The organism is Gluconacetobacter azotocaptans, assembly GCF_014174355.1.
Taxonomy (GTDB): domain Bacteria; phylum Pseudomonadota; class Alphaproteobacteria; order Acetobacterales; family Acetobacteraceae; genus Gluconacetobacter; species Gluconacetobacter azotocaptans.
Genome location: NZ_JABEQF010000013.1, coordinates 58,582 through 77,663, shown reverse-complemented (window position 1 = coordinate 77,663; position 19,082 = coordinate 58,582). Strand labels below are relative to the sequence as shown.

18 protein-coding genes and 1 tRNA gene are annotated in these 19,082 nt (G+C 66.7%); 13 read left to right on the top strand and 6 right to left on the bottom strand.

All coding sequences use genetic code 11. From position 1 onward, the window contains the following. Window positions 1-2: 2 nt before the first annotated feature. Complete coding sequence (locus HLH34_RS14775) at window positions 3-572, bottom strand: outer membrane protein assembly factor BamE (RefSeq protein WP_183120343.1); 570 nt, start codon at window positions 570-572, stop codon at window positions 3-5. Between the two features lie 159 nt (window positions 573-731). On the opposite strand from HLH34_RS14775, the gene HLH34_RS14770 reads away from it, so the two are divergent. From HLH34_RS14770 to HLH34_RS14740, 7 genes are all read left to right on the top strand, one after another. Continuing rightward, window positions 732-1,292, top strand: a complete 561-nt coding sequence (locus HLH34_RS14770; protein ID WP_183120342.1) for a YceD family protein — start codon at window positions 732-734, stop codon at window positions 1,290-1,292. Window positions 1,293-1,471: 179 nt separating this feature from the next. Beyond that, complete coding sequence (gene rpmF / locus HLH34_RS14765; protein ID WP_183120341.1) at window positions 1,472-1,675, top strand: 50S ribosomal protein L32; 204 nt, start codon at window positions 1,472-1,474, stop codon at window positions 1,673-1,675. 120 nt (window positions 1,676-1,795) lie between these two features. Continuing rightward, window positions 1,796-2,893: a phosphate acyltransferase PlsX gene (gene plsX / locus HLH34_RS14760; protein WP_183120340.1), complete on the top strand. Its 1,098-nt coding sequence runs from the start codon at window positions 1,796-1,798 to the stop codon at window positions 2,891-2,893. Between the two features lie 99 nt (window positions 2,894-2,992). Continuing rightward, a complete protein-coding gene (locus tag HLH34_RS14755) occupies window positions 2,993-3,961 on the top strand; it encodes a beta-ketoacyl-ACP synthase III (RefSeq protein ID WP_183120339.1) in 969 nt (322 codons plus the stop codon). 202 nt (window positions 3,962-4,163) lie between these two features. Further along, a complete protein-coding gene (locus HLH34_RS14750) occupies window positions 4,164-4,481 on the top strand; it encodes an integration host factor subunit alpha (protein ID WP_183120361.1) in 318 nt (105 codons plus the stop codon). Continuing rightward, window positions 4,478-5,191 (top strand): MerR family transcriptional regulator, encoded by a 714-nt coding sequence (locus tag HLH34_RS14745; protein ID WP_220792192.1) that lies wholly within the window; start codon window positions 4,478-4,480, stop codon window positions 5,189-5,191. The genes HLH34_RS14750 and HLH34_RS14745 overlap by 4 nt, the downstream gene beginning before the upstream one ends. Window positions 5,192-5,274: 83 nt before the next feature. Next, window positions 5,275-5,351 (top strand) — tRNA-Pro (locus HLH34_RS14740). 104 nt (window positions 5,352-5,455) lie between these two features. On the opposite strand, the gene HLH34_RS14735 is transcribed toward HLH34_RS14740, so the two are convergent. From HLH34_RS14735 to HLH34_RS14720, 4 genes are all read right to left on the bottom strand, one after another. Continuing rightward, a complete protein-coding gene (locus HLH34_RS14735; protein WP_183120338.1) occupies window positions 5,456-6,574 on the bottom strand; it encodes an AI-2E family transporter in 1,119 nt (372 codons plus the stop codon). Between the two features lie 59 nt (window positions 6,575-6,633). Next, on the bottom strand, window positions 6,634-8,742 hold the full coding sequence (locus HLH34_RS14730) for a S9 family peptidase (RefSeq protein WP_244959985.1): 2,109 nt from the start codon (window positions 8,740-8,742) through the stop codon (window positions 6,634-6,636). A gap of 107 nt (window positions 8,743-8,849) precedes the next feature. Beyond that, entirely contained in the window at window positions 8,850-9,287 is a 438-nt protein-coding gene (locus HLH34_RS14725) for a DUF3574 domain-containing protein (protein WP_244959984.1), read from the bottom strand. Then, window positions 9,284-10,135 (bottom strand): NUDIX hydrolase, encoded by an 852-nt coding sequence (locus HLH34_RS14720; protein ID WP_183120337.1) that lies wholly within the window; start codon window positions 10,133-10,135, stop codon window positions 9,284-9,286. The genes HLH34_RS14725 and HLH34_RS14720 overlap by 4 nt, the downstream gene beginning before the upstream one ends. 141 nt (window positions 10,136-10,276) lie before the next feature. Here HLH34_RS14720 and HLH34_RS14715 point away from each other — a divergent pair, with 141 nt between their 5' ends. From HLH34_RS14715 to HLH34_RS14690, 6 genes are all read left to right on the top strand, one after another. Continuing rightward, the gene (locus tag HLH34_RS14715) at window positions 10,277-12,139 is read left to right on the top strand and encodes an ABCB family ABC transporter ATP-binding protein/permease (RefSeq protein ID WP_183120336.1); all 1,863 of its coding nucleotides are present in this window, start codon (window positions 10,277-10,279) and stop codon (window positions 12,137-12,139) included. A gap of 79 nt (window positions 12,140-12,218) precedes the next feature. Further along, window positions 12,219-12,500 carry a hypothetical protein gene (locus HLH34_RS14710; RefSeq protein WP_183120335.1) on the top strand — a complete coding sequence of 94 codons (282 nt, stop codon included), beginning with the start codon at window positions 12,219-12,221 and terminating at the stop codon, window positions 12,498-12,500. A gap of 173 nt (window positions 12,501-12,673) precedes the next feature. Further along, a complete protein-coding gene (gene rpmB / locus HLH34_RS14705; protein ID WP_183120334.1) occupies window positions 12,674-12,976 on the top strand; it encodes a 50S ribosomal protein L28 in 303 nt (100 codons plus the stop codon). Between the two features lie 207 nt (window positions 12,977-13,183). Then, on the top strand, window positions 13,184-15,271 hold the full coding sequence (gene fusA, locus HLH34_RS14700) for an elongation factor G (RefSeq protein ID WP_183120333.1): 2,088 nt from the start codon (window positions 13,184-13,186) through the stop codon (window positions 15,269-15,271). A 261-nt stretch (window positions 15,272-15,532) separates the two neighbouring features. Beyond that, entirely contained in the window at window positions 15,533-16,312 is a 780-nt protein-coding gene (locus tag HLH34_RS14695) for an acetoin reductase (RefSeq protein ID WP_183120332.1), read from the top strand. Window positions 16,313-16,383: 71 nt separating this feature from the next. Continuing rightward, on the top strand, window positions 16,384-17,367 hold the full coding sequence (locus HLH34_RS14690; RefSeq protein ID WP_183120331.1) for a DMT family transporter: 984 nt from the start codon (window positions 16,384-16,386) through the stop codon (window positions 17,365-17,367). Window positions 17,368-17,397: 30 nt separating this feature from the next. On the opposite strand, the gene HLH34_RS14685 is transcribed toward HLH34_RS14690, so the two are convergent. Beyond that, window positions 17,398-19,047: a S10 family peptidase gene (locus HLH34_RS14685; protein WP_183120330.1), complete on the bottom strand. Its 1,650-nt coding sequence runs from the start codon at window positions 19,045-19,047 to the stop codon at window positions 17,398-17,400. Window positions 19,048-19,082: the final 35 nt, after the last annotated feature.

Here is a 19,082-nt window from a genome sequence, read left to right as displayed (position 1 = left end):
GATCAGGGCAGCGTATTGCCCGTGCCCCCATGGCCGGGGCCGCTGTTGCTGCCCATCGGGCCCGTGCTGCCGCCGAATGTGCTGTTCATGTTGCTCATCGGGTTGTAGCGGCCGACATTGCCCAGGATCTGCTGCAGGACGTTGATCTTGGTGCCCGGTGTCGGTGTCACGTCCTGCACCATCCCGACATAGCGGGCATCCGCCTTGCTCAGGGTGCGCATGTTCCGCAGTACGCCGCCGTTGTCGAAATTCAGTACCAGCACCTGCTGCTTGCGGATGCTGGGAAAGCTGACCGGCGTCGGCATCGTCGTCATGGAAATATAGATCCATGTATTGTCGTCGAACGTTGCGCGGGTGGTCGGCGACCCCAGCAGGTCCATGGTGTCGCTACGCGTGCTGACACCGGGCTTGAGCTGCGTGTAATCGTCGGCCTCGACCAGGGAGCCGCGCGGAACGGGCCGCGACTGGAAGACCGCACAGCCGGACAGAAAAAGCCCGAGCCCCACGACCGCGCACGGCAGAAGACGCTGGATCGGGCGGAGGGTCGGCGTCACGTCCGGAGATGACCGCATGGCCTGTGGGGCATCCTGCTGCATGAAAGAAGTCTCCGTCGGGTGCCCGATTGGGGTGGCGAAGTCAATTCTTCATCGCCATCATAGGCCAATATCATGCCCGAACGCGCGGCGCGGGGGCCGAATCATGTGGCGCGCCGATCGAGGAGTTGAACAGGAATGGACGCGGAATTTTCCCGCAGGATCGCGGTTGGCCGAATCGCCCTGTCAGGCAAGGACATGACGATCGAGGCGAACCGGGACGAATGTGCCGCCCTGGCCGTCCGGTTGGGCCTGCCGGCCATACGCGCCTTGTCCTGCAGGTACCGGCTGACGCCGGGCCGCCAGGGCGAGGTGCTGGCCGAAGGCTGGCTGACTGCCCGCGTCGAACAGGTGTGCGTGATCACGACCGATCCGTTCGAGGATGCGATGACCGAAGAGTTCGCCGCGCGCTTCGTGCCGGCCGAACGATTCCGCGCCGACGAGGATCTGGATCCCGAGGCGATGGATGAAATCCCATACGAACGCGATATGATCGATCTGGGGGAACTGGCGGCCGAGGAACTGTCGCTGATCCTGGACCCCTATCCCCGCCGGCCCGGCAGCGTCCTGCCCGAAGGGGTGGGGCAGGTCGACGCCCCGCCCCCCGCGCCGGAGGACGGAGGTGCCGAGGACGGGGGCGAGGACAGGACGCGCCGTCCGTTCGCGGCCCTGGCCGCGTTGAAGAAGGCGGTGGACTGAACCGGCCGATCGGCCGCGCGACTGACCTTGGGGGGCGTCTGTGCCCGACGGAGTGCAGGACATGCCTTGCGGAATGTCTTTCCGTCTGCTAGACGCCCCCCCTCAATTACCGATAACTGATCGGGGCTCGGCCTGTGGCGGAACCCGGTTAAGATCTCAGAACGGAGGGGCCCAGGCCCATGGCTGTACCTAAGAGAAAAACCTCGCCGTCCCGTCGGGGCATGCGTCGCAGCCATGAGGCGCTGCGCGTCGAGGCCCACGCCGAATGCGGGAATTGCGGCGAACTGAAGCGTCCGCATCATGTCTGCAGCCATTGCGGGCACTATGACGGCCGTGAGGTCGTTGCGGCCGGCAAGACGCTCAAGACCGCCGTCCGGGCCTGACCGGACGACGCAGGGCCGAAGGTGGGTGGCGTGATCGGATACGCGCGGTCGCGCTGTCTGCTTTGACACGATATCCGTGACGGCCTTGCGTATTTGGTTCTCTCCCGGCAGAAGGCACGCATGAGCGAGACAGGTTCCTCTTTTTCCGAGGCCGAGCCCTTCACGCTGGCCATAGACGGCATGGGCGGGGACGGTGGCCCGGAAGTTGTGGTGGCTGGTCTGGCGATCGCGGCCGACAGGCACCCTTCAGCCCGGATTCTGCTGATCGGGGATGAGGTCCGGCTGCGCGAGCAGTTGGCCCATCACCCCAAGGCGGCGGCAATCTGCACGGTCCGTCCGGCGGCGGCAGCCGTTCCGATGGACATGAAGCCGACCGCGGCATTGCGCGTGCGCGACTCATCCATGCGGCTGGCCATGGACGCCGTGGCCCAGGGCGAGGCCCGGGGCGTGGTGTCGGCCGGCAACAGCGGTGCGATGCTGGCGCTGGCCAAGATCGTCATCAAGACGCTTCCCGGCATTTCCCGCCCGGCCATGGCCGCCATCAGCCCGACGACCAAGGGCGACGTGGTGATGCTGGATCTGGGCGCCAACATGGCGTGCGACTGGCGCAACCTGGTCGAATTCGCCGTGATGGGCGAGGCTTTCGCCAAGGCCGTGCTGGGCCTGACGGCGCCGACGATCGGCCTGCTGAATGTCGGCTCCGAGGAGCTGAAGGGCGACGAAAAATTGCGCCAGGCCGCCGAAATCCTGCGCAACAGCCCGCTGGCGCCCCAGTTCCATGGGTTTGTCGAGGGCCATGATATTACGGCCGGTACGACCGACGTCGTCGTCACCGATGGATTCACGGGCAATGTCGCGCTGAAGACCGGCGAGGGCGCGCTGAAGATGTCCTTCGTCCTGTTGCGCCAGGTCTTCCGGTCCGGCCTGCTGGCCAAGCTGGGCTACCTGCTGGTCCGGCCGGGTCTGGACCGCATGCGCGAATGGCTGGATCCGCGCCGCTATAACGGGGCGGTATTCGTCGGCCTCAATGGTGTCGTGGTCAAATCGCATGGCGGTACCGACGCCGAAGGCTTTGCATCGGCCGTCGATGTTGCCATGGATATGGTAACGCACCGGTTCAACGAAAGCATACGCGAACGACTGTCGCGGATGGGGTCGCTTACGACCCTGCGACCAGGCGCCGGGAAAGATCAGCCGGCGGTCGCGGCGGTCAGCTGACGTCGGAATGGGCCGACGAGGCATAGGCCGGGCAGGCGTCTCCGGCGTATTGCGCGGCAGTGCCGGTCATTGCCTGGCGCCGGGTTTGGAATGATGGAAATGATGGCGAGACGTTCGCTTATGGTCGGGTTTGGTGGCTATCTGCCAGACCGGATCGTGACCAATGACGAACTGGCGGCGCGCCTCGACACGTCGGACGACTGGATTCGCGCCCGCACGGGGATTACCCAGCGGCATATTGCCGGGCCGAACGACACCGCGGTCAGCATGGCGACCGCGGCGGCGTCCCGCGCGCTGGAATATGCCGGCGTGTCGGCGGCGGATGTCGATGCGGTCATCGTCGCCACCAGCACCCCGGATCAGGCGTTTCCCGCCACGGCCGTCAGGGTGCAGGCCGAACTGGGCCTGCGGGGCGGTTTCGGGTTCGATATCGCGGCGGCATGCTCGGGCTTCGTCTACGCCCTGTCCACGGCCGATGCTCTGGTCCGCAGCGGCCAGGTCGAGAAAATCCTGGTGATCGGCAGCGAGGTCTATTCGCGTATCATCGACTGGTCCGATCGCGGGACCTGCGTGCTGTTCGGCGATGGCGCCGGGGCGGTTCTGCTGTCGGCGACGGATGGGGCGGGGCCTGAGGGCATCCTCTCGACCCACCTGCATTCCGACGGTACCACCGGTGACCTGCTCTATGTCGACGGGGCCGTTGGCCGGCGGGAAAACAGCGGCTTCCTGCGCATGCGCGGACGCGACGTGTTTCGCCATGCCGTGGCCAAGCTGTCGGACTCGGTCGACGAGGTGCTTGCCGCCCATGGCCTGACCTATACCGACGTGTCGTGGCTGGTGCCGCACCAGGCCAATCTGCGGATCATCGAGGGCGTCGCACGCAAACTTGAACTGCCGCCCGAACGGGTGGTCGTCACCGTGGACCGCCATGCGAACACCTCGGCCGCGTCGATACCGCTGGCGATGAACGAGGCCGTCCGCGACGGCCGCATCCGCAAGGGCGACCTGGTGCTGATGGAGGCGCTGGGCGGCGGCCTGACGTGGGGGTCGGCGCTGGCGCGCCTCTGAGAGCCCGACCGGAAATGCGGCCTGGCGGCGATCCGACGCGCATTTTCTGTGCTCCGCTGCTCGAAAACACACGCTGGGCGCTTCACTGCGTTCCGCTCTCGCTCGCCGGCCCATATTTCCGGTCAGGCTCTGAGGCAGGAAAAATGGCGGACGTCAACGCATTGAATTGACGCTCCATCGCTGCATGCATACCTTTGCGCGTATGAGCACAGTGACCCGCGCCAGTCTGGCAGAACACATCTATAGTCAGGTCGGGCTATCCCGGAACGAATCGGCCGATCTGCTCGAACATGTCCTCGAGCGGGTCGCGCAGGAGCTCGAGTCCGGGAATACGGTCAAGATCAGCGGATTCGGCACGTTTTCCGTGCGGCAGAAGGGGCGGCGCACAGGGCGCAACCCCAAGACCGGGATCGAGGTCCCGATCCTGCCGCGGTCCGTCCTGGTGTTCCGGCCCAGCCAGCTGCTGCGATCGCGCGTTAACGGACAGCCCACCGATACGATCGAGGACGACACCGAATGAGTGGCGCCGGCGAAGGGCATGACTATTGGCAGGCGGCCGGCATAGCCGATCCGGATGGCGGCGGCGCGTCCGTGGTCGATGACGGGGCGGCCGGCCGGCTGAAGAAGGCGCCGCACGCCTTTCGCACGATCAGCGAGGTCGCGGACGAACTGCATGTGCCACAGCACGTGCTGCGGTTCTGGGAAACGCGCTTTGCCCAGGTTCGCCCGCTGAAGCGGGGCGGGGGGCGGCGTTATTACCGGCCCGACGATATCGAACTGCTGCGCCGGATTTCGGACCTGCTCTATGTGCAGGGCTATACGATCAAGGGCGTGCAGCGGATGTTGCGCGAGGGAACGGACGCCGGGGCCGCGACGGAAACGGCGGGCGACGACTCGGCGAACGGGTCCGACGGCCTGTTCCAGGATGCGGCCATCGCCCCCGCGGCCTGTGCCGAGATCATGGATGTGCCGCACGACGGCCCCCACGATGCGTCGGAGCCGGCATTCGAGGAACCCAGGATTGAGACGGTGGTGCAGTTGACGCCCGATACGCCGGCCGTGCCGCAGGCGGTCGAGTGGCCAGTTGCGACTCCGCCGACGGAAGAACCCGTCGAGTCTGTCGAGACTGGGGAAATCGAGCGTATTCGCCAGGAAAACGTGATCCTGAAGGACAGCCTGCGCGGGATTCTGATCGAGCTGAAGGCCCTGCGGCGGCTGATCCCGGTCTGATCCATCCCGCAACCCGATTCGATGCCGAACACGGGTTGCGGTTCACGGCGCACGCTGCTACACGGCGTGTCGTCGCAGACGGACGGGCAGTAGCGCAGCCTGGTAGCGCATCAGTCTGGGGGACTGGGGGTCGTGGGTTCGAATCCCGCCTGCCCGACCACCGTCTGCGACCGTATTTCCCTTGGCATTGTTGTTTAGTCAGAAGCCCGTATGTCGGGCCGCGTCTCGCCGTAAGAGGCAGCCCCATGCGCGCCGAACGGTGCCTCAGGCACCGTCCTGGTAGCGTTCGCGCGTCCAGTTGCGCCAGAGCATGTGCAGCACGGCCATGATGGCCGGCCCCAGGAACAGACCCAGCAGGTTCCAGCTTTCGACTCCGCCCAGGATACCGGTCAGGACCCACAGGAACGGCATCTCCGTCGAGCCGCCGATCAGCGCGGGCCGGACCAGATGGTCGGCGAGGAAGATGACCGCGAGTCCCAGCCCCAGGATCGCGATGGCGGCGATCGTCCCCCCCTTGACCAGAAGCAGCAGGGAGACCACGCCCACGGCGATCACCGCGCAGAACGGGATCATGGCGGCGACGGCGGTGAAGACCCCGAACAGGAACGGGTGCGGCGCCCCCGCAATCAGGTAGGCGACCCCCATCAGCGCGCCCTCGCCGATGCCCACCAGGACCAGCCCCGCCACTGTCCCGTGGATGGAGGCGATGATCTGCTGGGCGATGCCTTCCCCCCGCTTGCCGAAGGCCCTGCGGGACACGACCAGGCACTGCCGGATCACGCTTTCCCCGTCCTTCAGCAGGAAGAACAGGGTCAGGATCGAAAAGACGAACAGCAGGCCGCGATGGAAGATCTGTGACCCCAGTTGCTGGGTCACCTGCACGCTGCGCCCGATATTGAGCGAGTGCAGCAGCGCCGATACGTCGTCGGGGTTCTGCAGATGGTTTTCCCACCATGACGCCAGGGCCGTCGCGCCGAACGGCAGGTCGTGGATCCACCCCGGGACCGGCATGCCTGAATGCCGGGCCTCGTTCATCCAGATCATGATGCTCTGTGCCTCGCGCCCGGCTTCCAGGGCGAACAGACCCATCGGGATCAGGAACATCAGGGCGACGCCAAGGGTGAAGATCAGCGGCAGGACCGTCCCCCCGGGCAGGGATTTCCATCGGTTGCGGCTGCCGACATACAGCGGCCAGGCGGCGATGGCGAAGATGCCGCCCCAGATCAGCGACGGCAGGAACCCGCGAATCGTATATAGCGCCAGGCCGGTGAAGAAGATGGCCAGCAATCCGCGGGCGATTCGCTGGACGCGCTGTGGCTCGCGCATGCGGCGGGGCGGCGACGAGTGGCGCGGCACGATGGCGGGGCTGGCGTGATCCGTCATGATGTTCCTTTTGTAGCAGCGACCCGATCCATGTCCTGGCCGTGCGGCGGCCGGCCCGTTCAGGGCCGCTCCGCCGTCTCGATGGCCCAGATCGCGAAGGCCTGGATCAGGGCGGCTTCCTTCAGCGCGTCGAAGCGCCCCGACGCCCCGCCATGCCCGGCCTCCATATTGGTGCGCAGCATGACCGGGCGCTGTACGGTCGTCTGTTCGCGGATGCGGGCGATCCATTTCGCCGGCTCCCAGTAGGTGACGCGCGGGTCGGACAATCCGCCGATGGCCAGAATCGCCGGGTAGGGGCGGGGGCCGACCTGTTCGTAGGCGGCGTAGCTTGCGATCAGGTCGTAGGCGTCGGCGTCTTCCAGCGGATTGCCCCATTCGGGCCATTCCGGCGGCGTCAGCGGCAGCGAAATGTCGGACATGGTGTTGAGTTCGTCGACGAACGGCACCACGGCCACGATGCCGGCGAACAGGTCGGGCCGCATGTTGGCGATGGCGCCCATGACCATGCCCCCCGCCGACCGTCCGTCCGTCACGATCCGGCCCGGCGCGCCGAATCCGGTCGCGGCCAGATGGTCGGCGCAGGCGATGAAGTCGGTGAAGCTGTTGGTCTTGTTCCGCCCCCGGCCGCCCAGGAACCAGTTCCAGCCTTTTTCCGATCCGCCGCGGACATGGGCGATGGCGTAGAACCATCCCCGGTCCACCAGGCTGAACACACCGGTGGAGAAGCTGGGTTCGATCGCATGGCCATATGCGCCGTAGCCATACAGCAGCAGCGGCGCCGATCCATCGATCGGCGTGTCGTGCCGTCCCAGCACCGTGACCGGGATTTCGGCGCCGTCCGCGGCGATGGCGGTCAGGCGCCAGCAGCGATAGTGCATCGGGTCATGGCCCGACGGCACGTCCTGGGTCTTGAGCAGGTGCCGCGACCGGTCATCCATGTCGTAGGCGTACCATTGGCGGGGCGTCGTCGGCGACTGGTAGACGTAGCGCAGTTCCCGGGTGTCGTATTCGTACGACCCCGAGAGCGAGAGGACATAGGCCTCCTCGTCCGACGACAGGACATGTTCCTGGCCGTCGTGGTGCCGGATGATCAGCGCGGTATTGGCGTCGCGCCGTTCGCGCCGGACGAGGTGCCCGGAAAACGCCACGCAGTCGGTGATGTAGTGCCCAGGCTGATGCGGAACCAGGTCGCGCCAGTAAGCCATGCCCGGCGTAGCGTCGGGGGCGACCATCAGCTTGAAATCGACCGCGCCGTCGGCGTTGGTCAGGATCGCGAACCGGTCGCCCCAGTGGCTGAGGGTATAAAGCAACCCGGCGCGGCGGGGTTCGACGCAGACGGACGCGGCCTCGGGCCGGTCGCCCGGGATCAGCCAGGATTCCGACGTGTCCTGGTTGCAGGCCGAGATGACGATCCACCGACCCGACCGGCTGGCCTCGACCCCGATGAAGAAGCCCGGGTCCGCTTCCTCGTAGACCAGCGCGTCGCTGCCCGAGGCGATGTCGCGGCGGAAGATCCGCGTCGGCCGGCCGTGCTCGTCCCGCCAGGTCCAGAACAGGAAGCGCGCATCGGGGGAAAAGGCGAAATTGCCGCTGCAGCTTTCGACCGGCGTCCCGACCGGGGCGGCGGTGGCGATGTCGCGGACCATGACCCGATAGACCTCGGACCCCTGGGCGTCCTCGGCATAGGCGAACAGGCGGTGGTCGGGGCTGTGGGTCGCCGTGGCGACGGCGTAATATTCATGCCCCTGTGCCGCCGCATTGACGTCCAGCAGGATCTGCTCGTCCTGGGGGCGGCCTTCGGGGTGGCGGGCATGGATCGGATGCTGCGCGCCGGTAGCGTAGCGCATGTAATAGCGCCAGGGGCCGTGCGGCAGGGCGGGGTAGGTGTCGTCCTCGCGGATGCGGGCCTTCATCTCGGCCGCGATGGTGGCCTGCAGGGACTCGGTCGGGGCAAGGATCGCGGCGGTATAGGCATTCTCGGCCCGCAGATGGTCCGCGATGTCGGCGCGCAGGATCGACGGATCGCGCAGGACGGCCTGCCAGTTGTCGTCCTTCATCCAGCCGTACTCGTCGATCCGGACCCGGCCGAGCTGCTCGATCCGTCGGGGCTCCTTGCGGGCGACCGGGGCGGTGGGCAGGGGGGCGCTGGGTGTCGCGGCGCTGGTCATCGGGGCGTGTTACTCCATCGCTGTCCGCCCCGGGCCGGGGCAGCCGATACGGGAATGGCGAGCATACCCGACAGAATCCTGCCGCGACAGGGGTGGACGCCCGGCGATCAGAACGCCTGGCAGCCCGACCGGATTGTCAAGCCGACCGATTGCTGCTGGAAATCGCGCCGGTAGCGGTCGCGGATCGCCTTTACGCGCGCGTGCAGGTCGGGTGTGTCGTGGGCGGCGGCGATCCAGACGATGCGCGACGGCTCGGCGACGACGCGGCCGTTTTCCCGGTCCCGCCATTGCCCGAGGGTGCGAAAGACGGTCAGCCCGTCGGGAAAGCGGGGCGTGATCTCCTGCCGCATGAACCCGTCCCATTGGGCGTCGGTGACGGGGCTGCCGTCCGGTCGGGTCAGTCCGAACAGCAGCGAGAGTTCGAGGCCGGGCCGCGCGCCGAATCCGGCGCAGTCAGGCCGTGCCGGCGCGCAGCCCGCTACGCCGCCCACGGCAAGGACCAGAAGGGCGGCCGGCAGGACGCGTGCGCCGGTGGCGCCCATCATGCGAAGGCCGTGGTGGCGGTGCCGGCCAGCCCCGCCCGCAACGCGCGCCCCGCCGGGCTGTCCGGGTCGATCAGACCGAGCCGCAGGAACAGGTCGATCAGGACCAGATTGACGTTGAACTTGAAATCGTCGGTGTCGCGGACGATGCGAAAGGCCTCCCCGACCGGGATCAGCGCGAAGGATTCGACCTCGCCATCCGCCGGGGCCGGGACGAAATCGGCCGGTAACTCCAGGTCGTAGCAGTGCAGGACATCGCGCCGCAGGCCCTCGGGGCGGTCCATGGCATAGCGGATGCGGGCCACCGGCACGGCCTGGCGAACGATGGGCAGGGGAATGCTGGCTTCCTCGGCCGCTTCCTTGTGCAGGGCGTCCTCGGGCGTGTGGCCGGCCGGGATACCGCCGGCGACCAGATGATCGAGCTTGCCCGGATCGAGGCGCTTGTCGGTCGCGCGCCGCCCGATCCACAGGTGCAGGCCATCCGGGCGGCGGACCAGCCCGTTCATGTGCACGCCATGCGCGATCAGGCCGAACAGCGGCAGCGCGCCGCGATCGACGCGGGCGATCGCCGGGCCGTCGGCCGTGGCGGCGACATCGAACAGTTCGTGATGCGACCGGTAGACCCCGGAGGCCGCCAGGTCCTCGCCCAGCGGTTCCAGCCGGGCGGGATCGGCCAGCGTGATGGCGCCGTCCCGGCGCGGCAGGCCGCGCCGTTCCAGTTCGGGGACAAGGTCGGGGTCGACCCATCCGGCCGGCGCGTCACCCAGGCGGAACGGCGTGCGCCCGCCGGGCAGCCTGGCCGTGTTGCAGGATTCGAGATGCCGGAGGAAGGGGGCGGCGTCGGGGGCCATGCAGGTCTGCTCCTGATGCGTGTGCCTGCCATACCGGGCGGGCCGGCGCGTGACAATCCTGCCCGGCCATGGCGCCGCCGATCGTGTCCCCGATGGCGCGATGGTGTTTGCAAAACCGCCGGCGCATGCCACATCCACACCATGACACCTCCCAAATCCCAGGACCAGCGTGGACCGGAACAGCCGGTCCTGACGACCTTGCGCGACCTGCTTCCTTACCTCTGGCCCCGAAACGATCCCGGCACGCGGTGGCGTGTCGTGGGCGCATGCGTGCTGCTGATCGCGGCCAAGGTCGCGACGATCTGCGTGCCGTACCTCTACAGCCGCGTGGTGGACGCGCTGCATGTGGGGGGCGCGGGGGCAGGGCTGGCGACGGTCCCGATGCTGCTGATCCTGGGGTACGGCCTGCTGCGGCTGATGTCCGCGGGCCTGGGCGAATGGCGCGACGCCCTGTTCGCGCCGGTCCGTTTCCGCATCAGCTGCGTCGCCGCGATCCGCAGTTTCCGGCACATGCATGCGCTGTCGCTGCGGTTTCACCTCGACCGCCAGTCCGGCGGGGTGACCCGCGCCATCGCGCGCGGCACCGAGGCGATCGAGACCATCCTGCGGGTGGGGGTCTTCAACGTCGTGCCGACGGTGATCGAGGCCCTGATGGTGATCGCCGTCATCTGGCGGCTGTTCGACTGGCGCTACGCCGTCATCATGCTGGGGGCGGTGGCGGCCTATGTCGGCTTCACCGTCCTGTTCACCTCCTGGCGCATCGGCATCCGGCGCGAGATGAACGACATCAACAGCGAGGCGAGCTGGAAGGCCCTGGACAGCCTGCTGAACTATGAAACGGTCAAGTATTTCGGCAACGAGGAACATGAAAGCCGCCGGTACGAGGAGGCCCAGCGCCGGTACGAACGCGCGGCGATCCGCACGCAGGTGTCGCTGAACGGGCTGAATTTCGGGCAGGCGGCCATTATCGCCGTGACCCTGGCGGCCGTCATGCTGCTGGCGGCGGACGATGTGGCCGGCGGCCGGCTGACGGTCGGGCGGTTCGTGCTGGTCAATACCTACCTGATGCAGCTGTACCTGCCGCTGAATTTCCTGGGCAGCATCTATTCCTCGTTGCGGACGTCGCTGGTGGACCTGGAACAGATGTTCCGCCTGACCGAGGAAGCGCCCGACGTTACCGACCGCCCGGATGCCATCGGCCTGCCCGGCCGGCTGAACGAGGCCCCGGCGGCGGCGATCCGGTTCGAGCATGTGCGCTTTTCCTACCGCCCGGATCGCGAGATCCTGCACGATGTCAGCTTCAGCGTGCCAGCCGGCGGCCGCGTCGCCATCGTGGGGCCGACGGGGGCGGGCAAATCGACCATCAGCCGGCTGCTGTTCCGGTTCTACGACGTGACGTCGGGCCGCGTGGTGGTGGATGGGCACGACCTTCGCGACTACGGGCAGGCGGCGCTGCGGGCGGCGATCGGCGTGGTGCCCCAGGATACCGTGCTGTTCAACGACACGATCGGCTACAACATCGCCTATGGCCGCCTGGGCGCCACCCAGCCCGAGATCGAGCATGCGGCGCGGCTGGCGCAGATCCATGATTTCATCGTCAGCCTGCCCGACGGCTATCGCACCAAGGTGGGCGAGCGCGGGCTGAAGCTGTCGGGCGGCGAGAAGCAGCGCGTGGCCATCGCCCGCACCATCCTGAAAAACCCGCGCATCCTGATCCTGGACGAGGCGACCAGCGCCCTGGATACCCATACCGAACAGGAAATCCAGGCCGCCCTGCGGACGGTGTCGGCCGAACGGACCACCGTCATCATTGCCCACCGCCTGTCGACCGTGGTCGATGCGGATGAAATCCTCGTGATGGGCGATGGCGTGATCAAGGAGCGGGGGACCCATCGCAGCCTGCTGGCCCGCGGCGGACTCTATGCCGGGATGTGGGCGGCGCAGGCCGAGGAGCGGGCCGACGCGGTGGCCGAGGCCGCGCCGGGGGGTGGTTTTCCCGCGTGAACGGGGGCATTTTGCGCCGCGACGCGGCCGGATGGCCCGAACGGCCGGCGGAACGGGCCGACAACAGGGAGAAGACGACATGACGGACACGCAAGGCGAGGGCCCCACCCTGGGTGCTGACGGGTCGGTCCCCGAGGAACTGAGCCATTGCGGCGCGGTCGTGGACAAGGCGATCGAATACATGCTGGGCGAGAAGCTGCCGCCGATCGCCATCGCCTCCGCCCTGCTGGGCGGGTCGCTGGGCCTGCTGTCGCGGACGATGGACCAGGGCACGATGCTGGCGATGCTTGAAAACGCCATTCACAGCGTCCGCTCGGGCGATCTGCATCCCGACCGCGACCGGGTGTCCCAGCCCGAGTAACCGCGGGCGCGGCCTGCCCGTGGCGGGGATGCCGGGGCCGATTCAGGCGAAAACGGCCCGAATCGTTCCTTTCGCCTTGACGGCGGCCGGTACCTTGGCCATAAGCCGCGCCTAATCTTGACGATCGTTGCCGGGCATCTTGCCTCGGCCCTTAGTTATCCGAGGATGATACCATGTCTCGCCGTTGCCAGATCACGGGCAAGGGCGTGCTGACGGGAAACAACGTCAGCCACGCCAACAACAAGAGCCGCCGCCGCTTCCTGCCGAACCTGCAGGAGACCTCTCTCCTGTCCGATATCCTGGGCAGCGCCGTCCGTCTGCGCCTGAGCACCAACGGTATCCGCACGGTCGAGCACAATGGCGGCCTGGACGCGTTCCTGCTGTCCACCCCAAACCGCAAGCTGCCGACCGAGGCCCAGGCCCTGAAGCGCCGCATTCTGCGCGCCCAGGAAAAGAAGGTCGCCGCCACGGCGTAATGTTCCGGCATGCAGCCCGGTCCGATTTTTCAGGCGGACCGGGCTTGCATGTTCCAGGCGTCTGACGCATGTCAGGCCCAACTGTCTATTCTGCCGGCCTGCATCTTCCGGAACCCCGATCCCTGGGGTGGGGGGCAGCTTCCGGCCCCGGCAGGCGCGAGGGGAAGGGTTCCGTTCGCGCCTGAATTGTTTTGTGGAGGTTCCCCCGTGTCCGAAAAGTCCGGTCTTTCGCTGATTCGCAACATCGGCATTACGGCGCATATCGACGCCGGCAAGACGACGACCACCGAGCGTATCCTGTATTACACCGGTGTGTCCCACAAGATCGGTGAGGTCCACGAGGGCAACACCACGACCGACTACATGGACCAGGAGCGTGAGCGCGGCATCACGATCACCTCGGCCGCCGTCACCTGCGAATGGGCCGGCCACCGCATCAACATCATCGACACCCCGGGCCATATCGATTTCAACATCGAAGTGAACCGCAGCCTGCGCGTGCTCGACGGCGCGGTCTTCATCATCGAAGGCGTCGCCGGCGTGCAGCCGCAGTCCGAGACCAACTGGCGTCTGGCCGACCGCTACAACGTGCCGCGCATCATCTTCATCAACAAGCTGGACCGCACCGGCGCCGACTTCTACCGCGCGTTCGACACGCTGAAGGAGAAGCTGGACATCGTCGCGATCCCGCTGCAGCTGCCGATCGGCGCCGAGGAAAACTTCATCGGCGTCGTCGACCTGATCGAGATGAAGGCCATCGTCTGGGAAGGCGGCGAGCTGGGCGCGAAGTACCATGACGAGGAAATTCCGGCCGACCTGCTGGAAAAGGCCAAGGAAGCCCGTCAGGAGCTGCTGGACACCGCCCTGTCCGTCGATGACGCGGCGATGGAAGAGTATTTCGAGAAGGGTGACGTTGATGTCGCCACCCTGAAGCGCTGCATCAAGAAGGGCACGATCTCGGGCGAGTTCCGTCCCGTCCTGTGCGGCACGGCCTTCAAGAACAAGGGCGTGCAGCCGCTGCTGGACGCGGTCATCGACTTCCTGCCGGCGCCGGACGACGTCGAGGGCATCCGCATCGCGCCGCCCGAGGACGAAGAGGTCGACGAGAACAAGCTGCCGATCATCCCGGTCGATCCGGACGGAAAGTTCGCGGGCCTGGCGTTCAAGATCATCAACGACAAGTATGGCACGCTGACTTTCGTGCGCGTCTATCGCGGCATCCTGCGCTCGGGCGACTCGGTCCTGAACACGACCAAGGGCCACAAGGAGCGCATCGGCCGCATCTTCCAGATGCATGCCGACAAGCGCCAGGAAGTGAAGGAAGTCCACGCCGGCGACATCGCCGCCTTCGTGGGGCTGAAGGACACGCAGACCGGCGACACGCTGGCCGACCCCGCCGATCCGGTGGTGCTGGAGCGCATGACCTTCCCGATCCCGGTCATCGACATCTCGGTCGAGCCGAAGACCAAGGACGGGGTCGAGAAGATGACCCTGGCGCTGCAGAAGCTGGCCGGCGAAGACCCCTCGCTGCGTCTGAAGACGGACCAGGAAACCGGCCAGACCATCCTGTCGGGCATGGGCGAGCTGCATCTGGACATCATCATCGACCGTCTGCGCCGCGAATACGGCGTCGATGCGAACATCGGCGCGCCGCAGGTGGCCTATCGCGAGACGATCTCCCAGCCGCATGTGGAAACCTACACCCACAAGAAGCAGTCGGGTGGTTCGGGCCAGTTCGCCGAGGTGAAGATCGAGTTCGCGCCGCTGGAGCGGAACCAGGAGATCCAGTTCGAGAACAAGGTCGTCGGCGGCACCGTGCCGAAGGAATACATCCCGGCGGTCGAAAAGGGCATCCGGATGCAGTCCTCGACGGGCGTGCTGGCCGGCTTCCCGACCGTGGACTTCAAGTTCACGCTGCTGGACGGCAAGTACCATGACGTCGACTCCTCGGCGCTGGCGTTCGAAATCGCCGCCAAGGCGTGCTTCCGCGAAGGCATGAAGCGGGCCGGCCCGGTCATCCTGGAGCCGATCATGGACGTCGAGGTGACGACGCCGAACGACCATGTCGGCGACGTGGTGGGCGATCTGAACCGTCGTCGCGGTATGATCCAGAACCAGGAGAGCTCGGGCTCGACCGTCATGGTGCGCGCGCTGGTGCCGCTGAAGGAAATGTTCGGCTACATCTCGCACCTGCGCTCGATCACCAAGGGCCGTGCGTCCTTCACCATGCAGTTCCATCATTACGACCCGGTGCCGCGCAACGTCGCCGAAGAGATCATGGCCAAGTCGGCCTGATTTCGACCGGATCGCAATTACGGAAAACCGGCCCCATGTGGGCCGGTTTTTTTTTGCCCTTGTGCAGAATTGCGACAATTCCGACAGCTTGCGTCACGTCGTGGTGAGGGGGCGCCCAAGTCCGTTGAAACGGCAGGGCGCGGCATGGCTGAACTGTGTGGCCGTGACCGGATGGGTCACGGCAGGAAACAGCAGAAGAACAGCCGAGCGTTCCGGCCGGAAAAGCGGTCGGGCGGATAATCGGCGTGGGGAACCGACGAAATGTCCATGAACGGGAAGGTCGCGCTGGTTACCGGCGCGGGGCAGGGAATTGGCCGGGGCATCGCCCTGCGGCTGGCGAAGGAGGGCGCGCGCGTCGCTCTGGTCGATATCAGGAACGACGCGCTGACCGCGGTGGCGCAGGAGGTCGAGGCGCTGGGCGGCAAGGCCGCGACCTTTGTCGCGGATGCGGGCGACCGGGCGCAGGTTCGGGCGGCGGTCGACTACGCCGAGCAGGAACTGGGTGGCTTCGACGTCATCGTCAACAATGCCGGGATCGCACAGGTGCAGCCGATCGCCTCGGTGACGCCCGAGGAGGTCGAGCGCATCTTCCGCATCAATGTTCAGGGCGTGCTGTGGGGCATTCAGGTGGCGGCGGACAAGTTCATCGCACGCGGGCAGGGCGGCAAGATCATCAATGCATGCTCGATCGCCGGGCATGAGGGGTTTGCGCTGCTGGGCGTCTATTCCGCCACCAAATTCGCGGTGCGGGCGCTGACCCAGGCGGCGGCGAAGGAATACGCCAGCCGGAAGATCACCGTGAACGCCTATTGCCCCGGGGTGGTGGGCACGGACATGTGGGTCGAGATCGACCGGCGCTTTTCCGAGATCACCGGGGCGAAGCTGGGCGAGACCTACCGGAAATATGTCGATGGGATCGCCCTGGGACGGGCGGAGACCCCCGACGACGTGGCGGGGCTGGTGGCCTACCTGTCGGGGCCGGATTCCGACTACATGACCGGGCAGTCCGTCCTGATCGATGGCGGCATGATGTATCGTTAAGGCAGCGCCTGGACATATTCCCCAAACGATCGTCAACTCCTGGCGCGCGTCTGACGGGATGGGGTCTGGGCATGAAGGGTCATTACACCGCCGCCATCGGCAGGCAGGCGGTGGTCGTGGGGCTTCTGGCCGGTCTGGCGACCGGGGCGTTGTGGGCGTTGACCTTCATCGCGCCGCTGGTCAGCGGCCCCTATTCGGCCTTCGATCTTACGGTGTGCCGATACGTCACCTTCGGCATGGTCTCGCTCATGCTGGTCGCGCCGGAGGGCTTCGCGGCGTTGCGGCGCCTGTCGAGAGCGGACTACCAGGTTCTGGTGCTGCTCGGCTTTACGGGCAATGTCGGATATTATCTGGCGCTCTCGCTTGCCGTTCCGCTTGTGGGGCCTGCGGCGGTGGCGTTGGTGGTCGGGTGCCTGCCGGTGCTGATGGCCGTGCTGGGCTGCCGGACGACCGGCCTGCCTTTGGGCCGGCTGATGCCCGCGCTGGCGTTCATTCTGCTGGGTTTGGCGCTGGTGAACGGTGTCGCCTTGCTGCAGGCCCGGGCGGCTGGCGGGGTTGGCGGGCCGCTATGGGGTTTGCTGCTGGCCGTGGGCGCGATGGTGCTGTGGGCGTGGTACGGCATGCGCAATGCGGCCGAACTGGCCGCGCGCCCGGCCGTATCCCCTGTGACATGGACGGCGCTGACGGGGATCGGCACGATGATCGCGCTGCTTCCGTTGGTGGTGATCGGCTGGCTGGCGCATTGGTCGGCCGTCCCCGCGATCGGGTTGGCCCATGGGGCGTGGCTGCGGCCGGTGGCGGCCGGGCTGGTGCTCGGCCTGCTGTCGTCCTGGGCGGGGACCTGGACATGGTCGATCGCGGCCCGTGCCCTGCCGGTTTCCATGGCCGGGCAGCTCATTGTCTTCGAGACGATCTTCGCGCTGGTCTATAGCGCGATGTATGTGCGCCAGCTTCCATCCTGGCCGGAACTGGCCGGCGCCCTGATGCTGGTCGCCGGCGTTGCAATGGCTCTGCGAGTCTTCGCGGCCGGGACCGCCGGGATCCCCGATCCATGACCGGGGGCGGCCTGGCGTGCCCTTCGGGGCCTACGGCGTGGCCGCCTCGGCCTGGTTGTCGGTGCGGCGGATGAAGTCCGCGATATTGTCGTGCAATTGGGTCAGGGACGGGATGTTGGCGTAGACCATATGGCCGGACTGATATTGCTGAAATTCGATATTCCTTTGCAGGCGCGCGGGGATAGGCAGGTGCTGCATCTCGTAGATGCCTTCGTAGTACGGCGTTGCCAGGTCGAAATATCCGGCGTTCAGCATGATTTTCAGCGTCGGGTTGGTCTTCATCGCCTGGGCCAGGTCAGGCATGACGTTCGCCGGTCCGTCGGACGGGGTGGAATCGGGGCCGTCGGGGGCGTGGTGGAAATCCCAATGCGGAATGTCGATCTCGGCCCGGTAGGCCAGCCCGTCGCCGTAACTCAGGACCTTGCGCGTATAATCGTTGAACAGCGACACATAGGCCGAACTGATCGAGGTCGATTGCGGGTCGTACCCGGCTTCCTCGCTCAGCGGGTCCAGCGACGGGCCTGAGAAACGGGTGTCCAGCCGGCCGGTGGTGATGTCGCTGTCCGCCTGCAGCGTCTTCGAGAACTCGCCGCCGTCGATCCGCAGGTTGGCCCGGCGGATATAATCGATGGGCAGGCCGGTATAATCGTGCAGGCGGCCGATGATGCGGTCGCGGTCCGCTGCCGGCAGGGCCGCCCCCTGCTGAAGCGCCACCAAATAGTTGGTGCTGGCGAAATGCTCGACCTCGGCCAGGAACGGTTTCAGCTCGGCGGGCTGTTGCGGCAGCTTGTGGTGGTACCACGCCGTGGCGGCATAGGTCGGCAGCGCCAGCACGAACGGTTCGTCCATGCCCGGGTTCAGCGCGGGTTCGTCGACGCTGTTGTCGTAGCTGAGGATCTGCGACAGCAGGATGACACCGTTGAAATCGACGTTTTCCTGATTTTGCAGGTCGTTGACGACGACGGCCGACCGCAGGGTGCCATAGCTTTCGCCGAACAGATATTTGGGCGAGTTGTAGCGGCCGTACTTTGCCAGGAAGCCGCTGATGAAGCGGGCAAAGGCCTGTCCGTCGGCATCGACGCCCCAGAACAGCTTTTCCTTGTCCTTGCCGTTGATTCGGCCGAATCCGGTACCCGGCGCGTCGATGAACACCAGGTCGGTGGCGTCGAGCAGGCTCTGGGGATTGTCGATCAGGCGGTAGGGGCTGGCGGGGGTGTGGGTGTCGTCGTTCGTCACCACCCGGCGCGGACCGAAGGCGCCCATATGCAGCCAGACGGTCGAGGATCCGGGGCCGCCGTTATAGACGAAGGTGATCGGCCGGTTCTCGGGCCGGGCGTCCTTGCGGAAATAGGCGACATAGAACATCGACGCGGTGGCGTCGGCATTGCCGTCGATGGCGTGGGTGTCGCTGCCCGGGGTCTCCTCATGGACCGTTTCCTCCGAATCGTCCCAGCTTCGGGGGTGGACCAGCAATGTTCCCGCGACGGCCTGGTAGGCGATGGTCTTGCCGGCGACGGTCACCATGCCGCTGCTGGTCCGTTCGATGGGTTGCTGGGCCGGCCGCGTGGCGGAATGGGCGGAGTGGGCGGCGTCGGCACGGTCGTCGGCCAGCGCCGGGGCGCCCACGCCCAGGCTCAGGACAGAGGCGGACAGCAGCAACGACAGGCGTTTCTTCAACATGGTCTCTCCGGGTGGGCCGGCCCGTGGGGCGGGCC

Excerpts from the sequence above, each read along its gene's own strand:
- HLH34_RS14755 (WP_183120339.1), top strand. The coding sequence starts at position 2,993 with ATGATGGCGAGACGTTCGCTTATGGTCGGGTTTGGTGGCTATCTGCCA.
- rpmF (WP_183120341.1), top strand. The coding sequence starts at position 1,472 with ATGGCTGTACCTAAGAGAAAAACCTCGCCGTCCCGTCGGGGCATGCGT.
- HLH34_RS14695 (WP_183120332.1), top strand. The coding sequence starts at position 15,533 with ATGTCCATGAACGGGAAGGTCGCGCTGGTTACCGGCGCGGGGCAGGGA.
- HLH34_RS14745 (WP_220792192.1), top strand. The coding sequence starts at position 4,478 with ATGAGTGGCGCCGGCGAAGGGCATGACTATTGGCAGGCGGCCGGCATA.
- HLH34_RS14750 (WP_183120361.1), top strand. The coding sequence starts at position 4,164 with ATGAGCACAGTGACCCGCGCCAGTCTGGCAGAACACATCTATAGTCAG.
- plsX (WP_183120340.1), top strand. The coding sequence starts at position 1,796 with ATGAGCGAGACAGGTTCCTCTTTTTCCGAGGCCGAGCCCTTCACGCTG.
- HLH34_RS14735 (WP_183120338.1), bottom strand. The coding sequence starts at position 6,574 with ATGACGGATCACGCCAGCCCCGCCATCGTGCCGCGCCACTCGTCGCCG.
- HLH34_RS14715 (WP_183120336.1), top strand. The coding sequence starts at position 10,277 with ATGACACCTCCCAAATCCCAGGACCAGCGTGGACCGGAACAGCCGGTC.
- HLH34_RS14720 (WP_183120337.1), bottom strand. The coding sequence starts at position 10,135 with ATGGCCCCCGACGCCGCCCCCTTCCTCCGGCATCTCGAATCCTGCAAC.
- HLH34_RS14685 (WP_183120330.1), bottom strand. The coding sequence starts at position 19,047 with ATGTTGAAGAAACGCCTGTCGTTGCTGCTGTCCGCCTCTGTCCTGAGC.
- HLH34_RS14690 (WP_183120331.1), top strand. The coding sequence starts at position 16,384 with ATGAAGGGTCATTACACCGCCGCCATCGGCAGGCAGGCGGTGGTCGTG.
- HLH34_RS14775 (WP_183120343.1), bottom strand. The coding sequence starts at position 572 with ATGCGGTCATCTCCGGACGTGACGCCGACCCTCCGCCCGATCCAGCGT.
- HLH34_RS14730 (WP_244959985.1), bottom strand. The coding sequence starts at position 8,742 with ATGACCAGCGCCGCGACACCCAGCGCCCCCCTGCCCACCGCCCCGGTC.
- HLH34_RS14725 (WP_244959984.1), bottom strand. The coding sequence starts at position 9,287 with ATGATGGGCGCCACCGGCGCACGCGTCCTGCCGGCCGCCCTTCTGGTC.
- HLH34_RS14710 (WP_183120335.1), top strand. The coding sequence starts at position 12,219 with ATGACGGACACGCAAGGCGAGGGCCCCACCCTGGGTGCTGACGGGTCG.
- rpmB (WP_183120334.1), top strand. The coding sequence starts at position 12,674 with ATGTCTCGCCGTTGCCAGATCACGGGCAAGGGCGTGCTGACGGGAAAC.
- HLH34_RS14770 (WP_183120342.1), top strand. The coding sequence starts at position 732 with ATGGACGCGGAATTTTCCCGCAGGATCGCGGTTGGCCGAATCGCCCTG.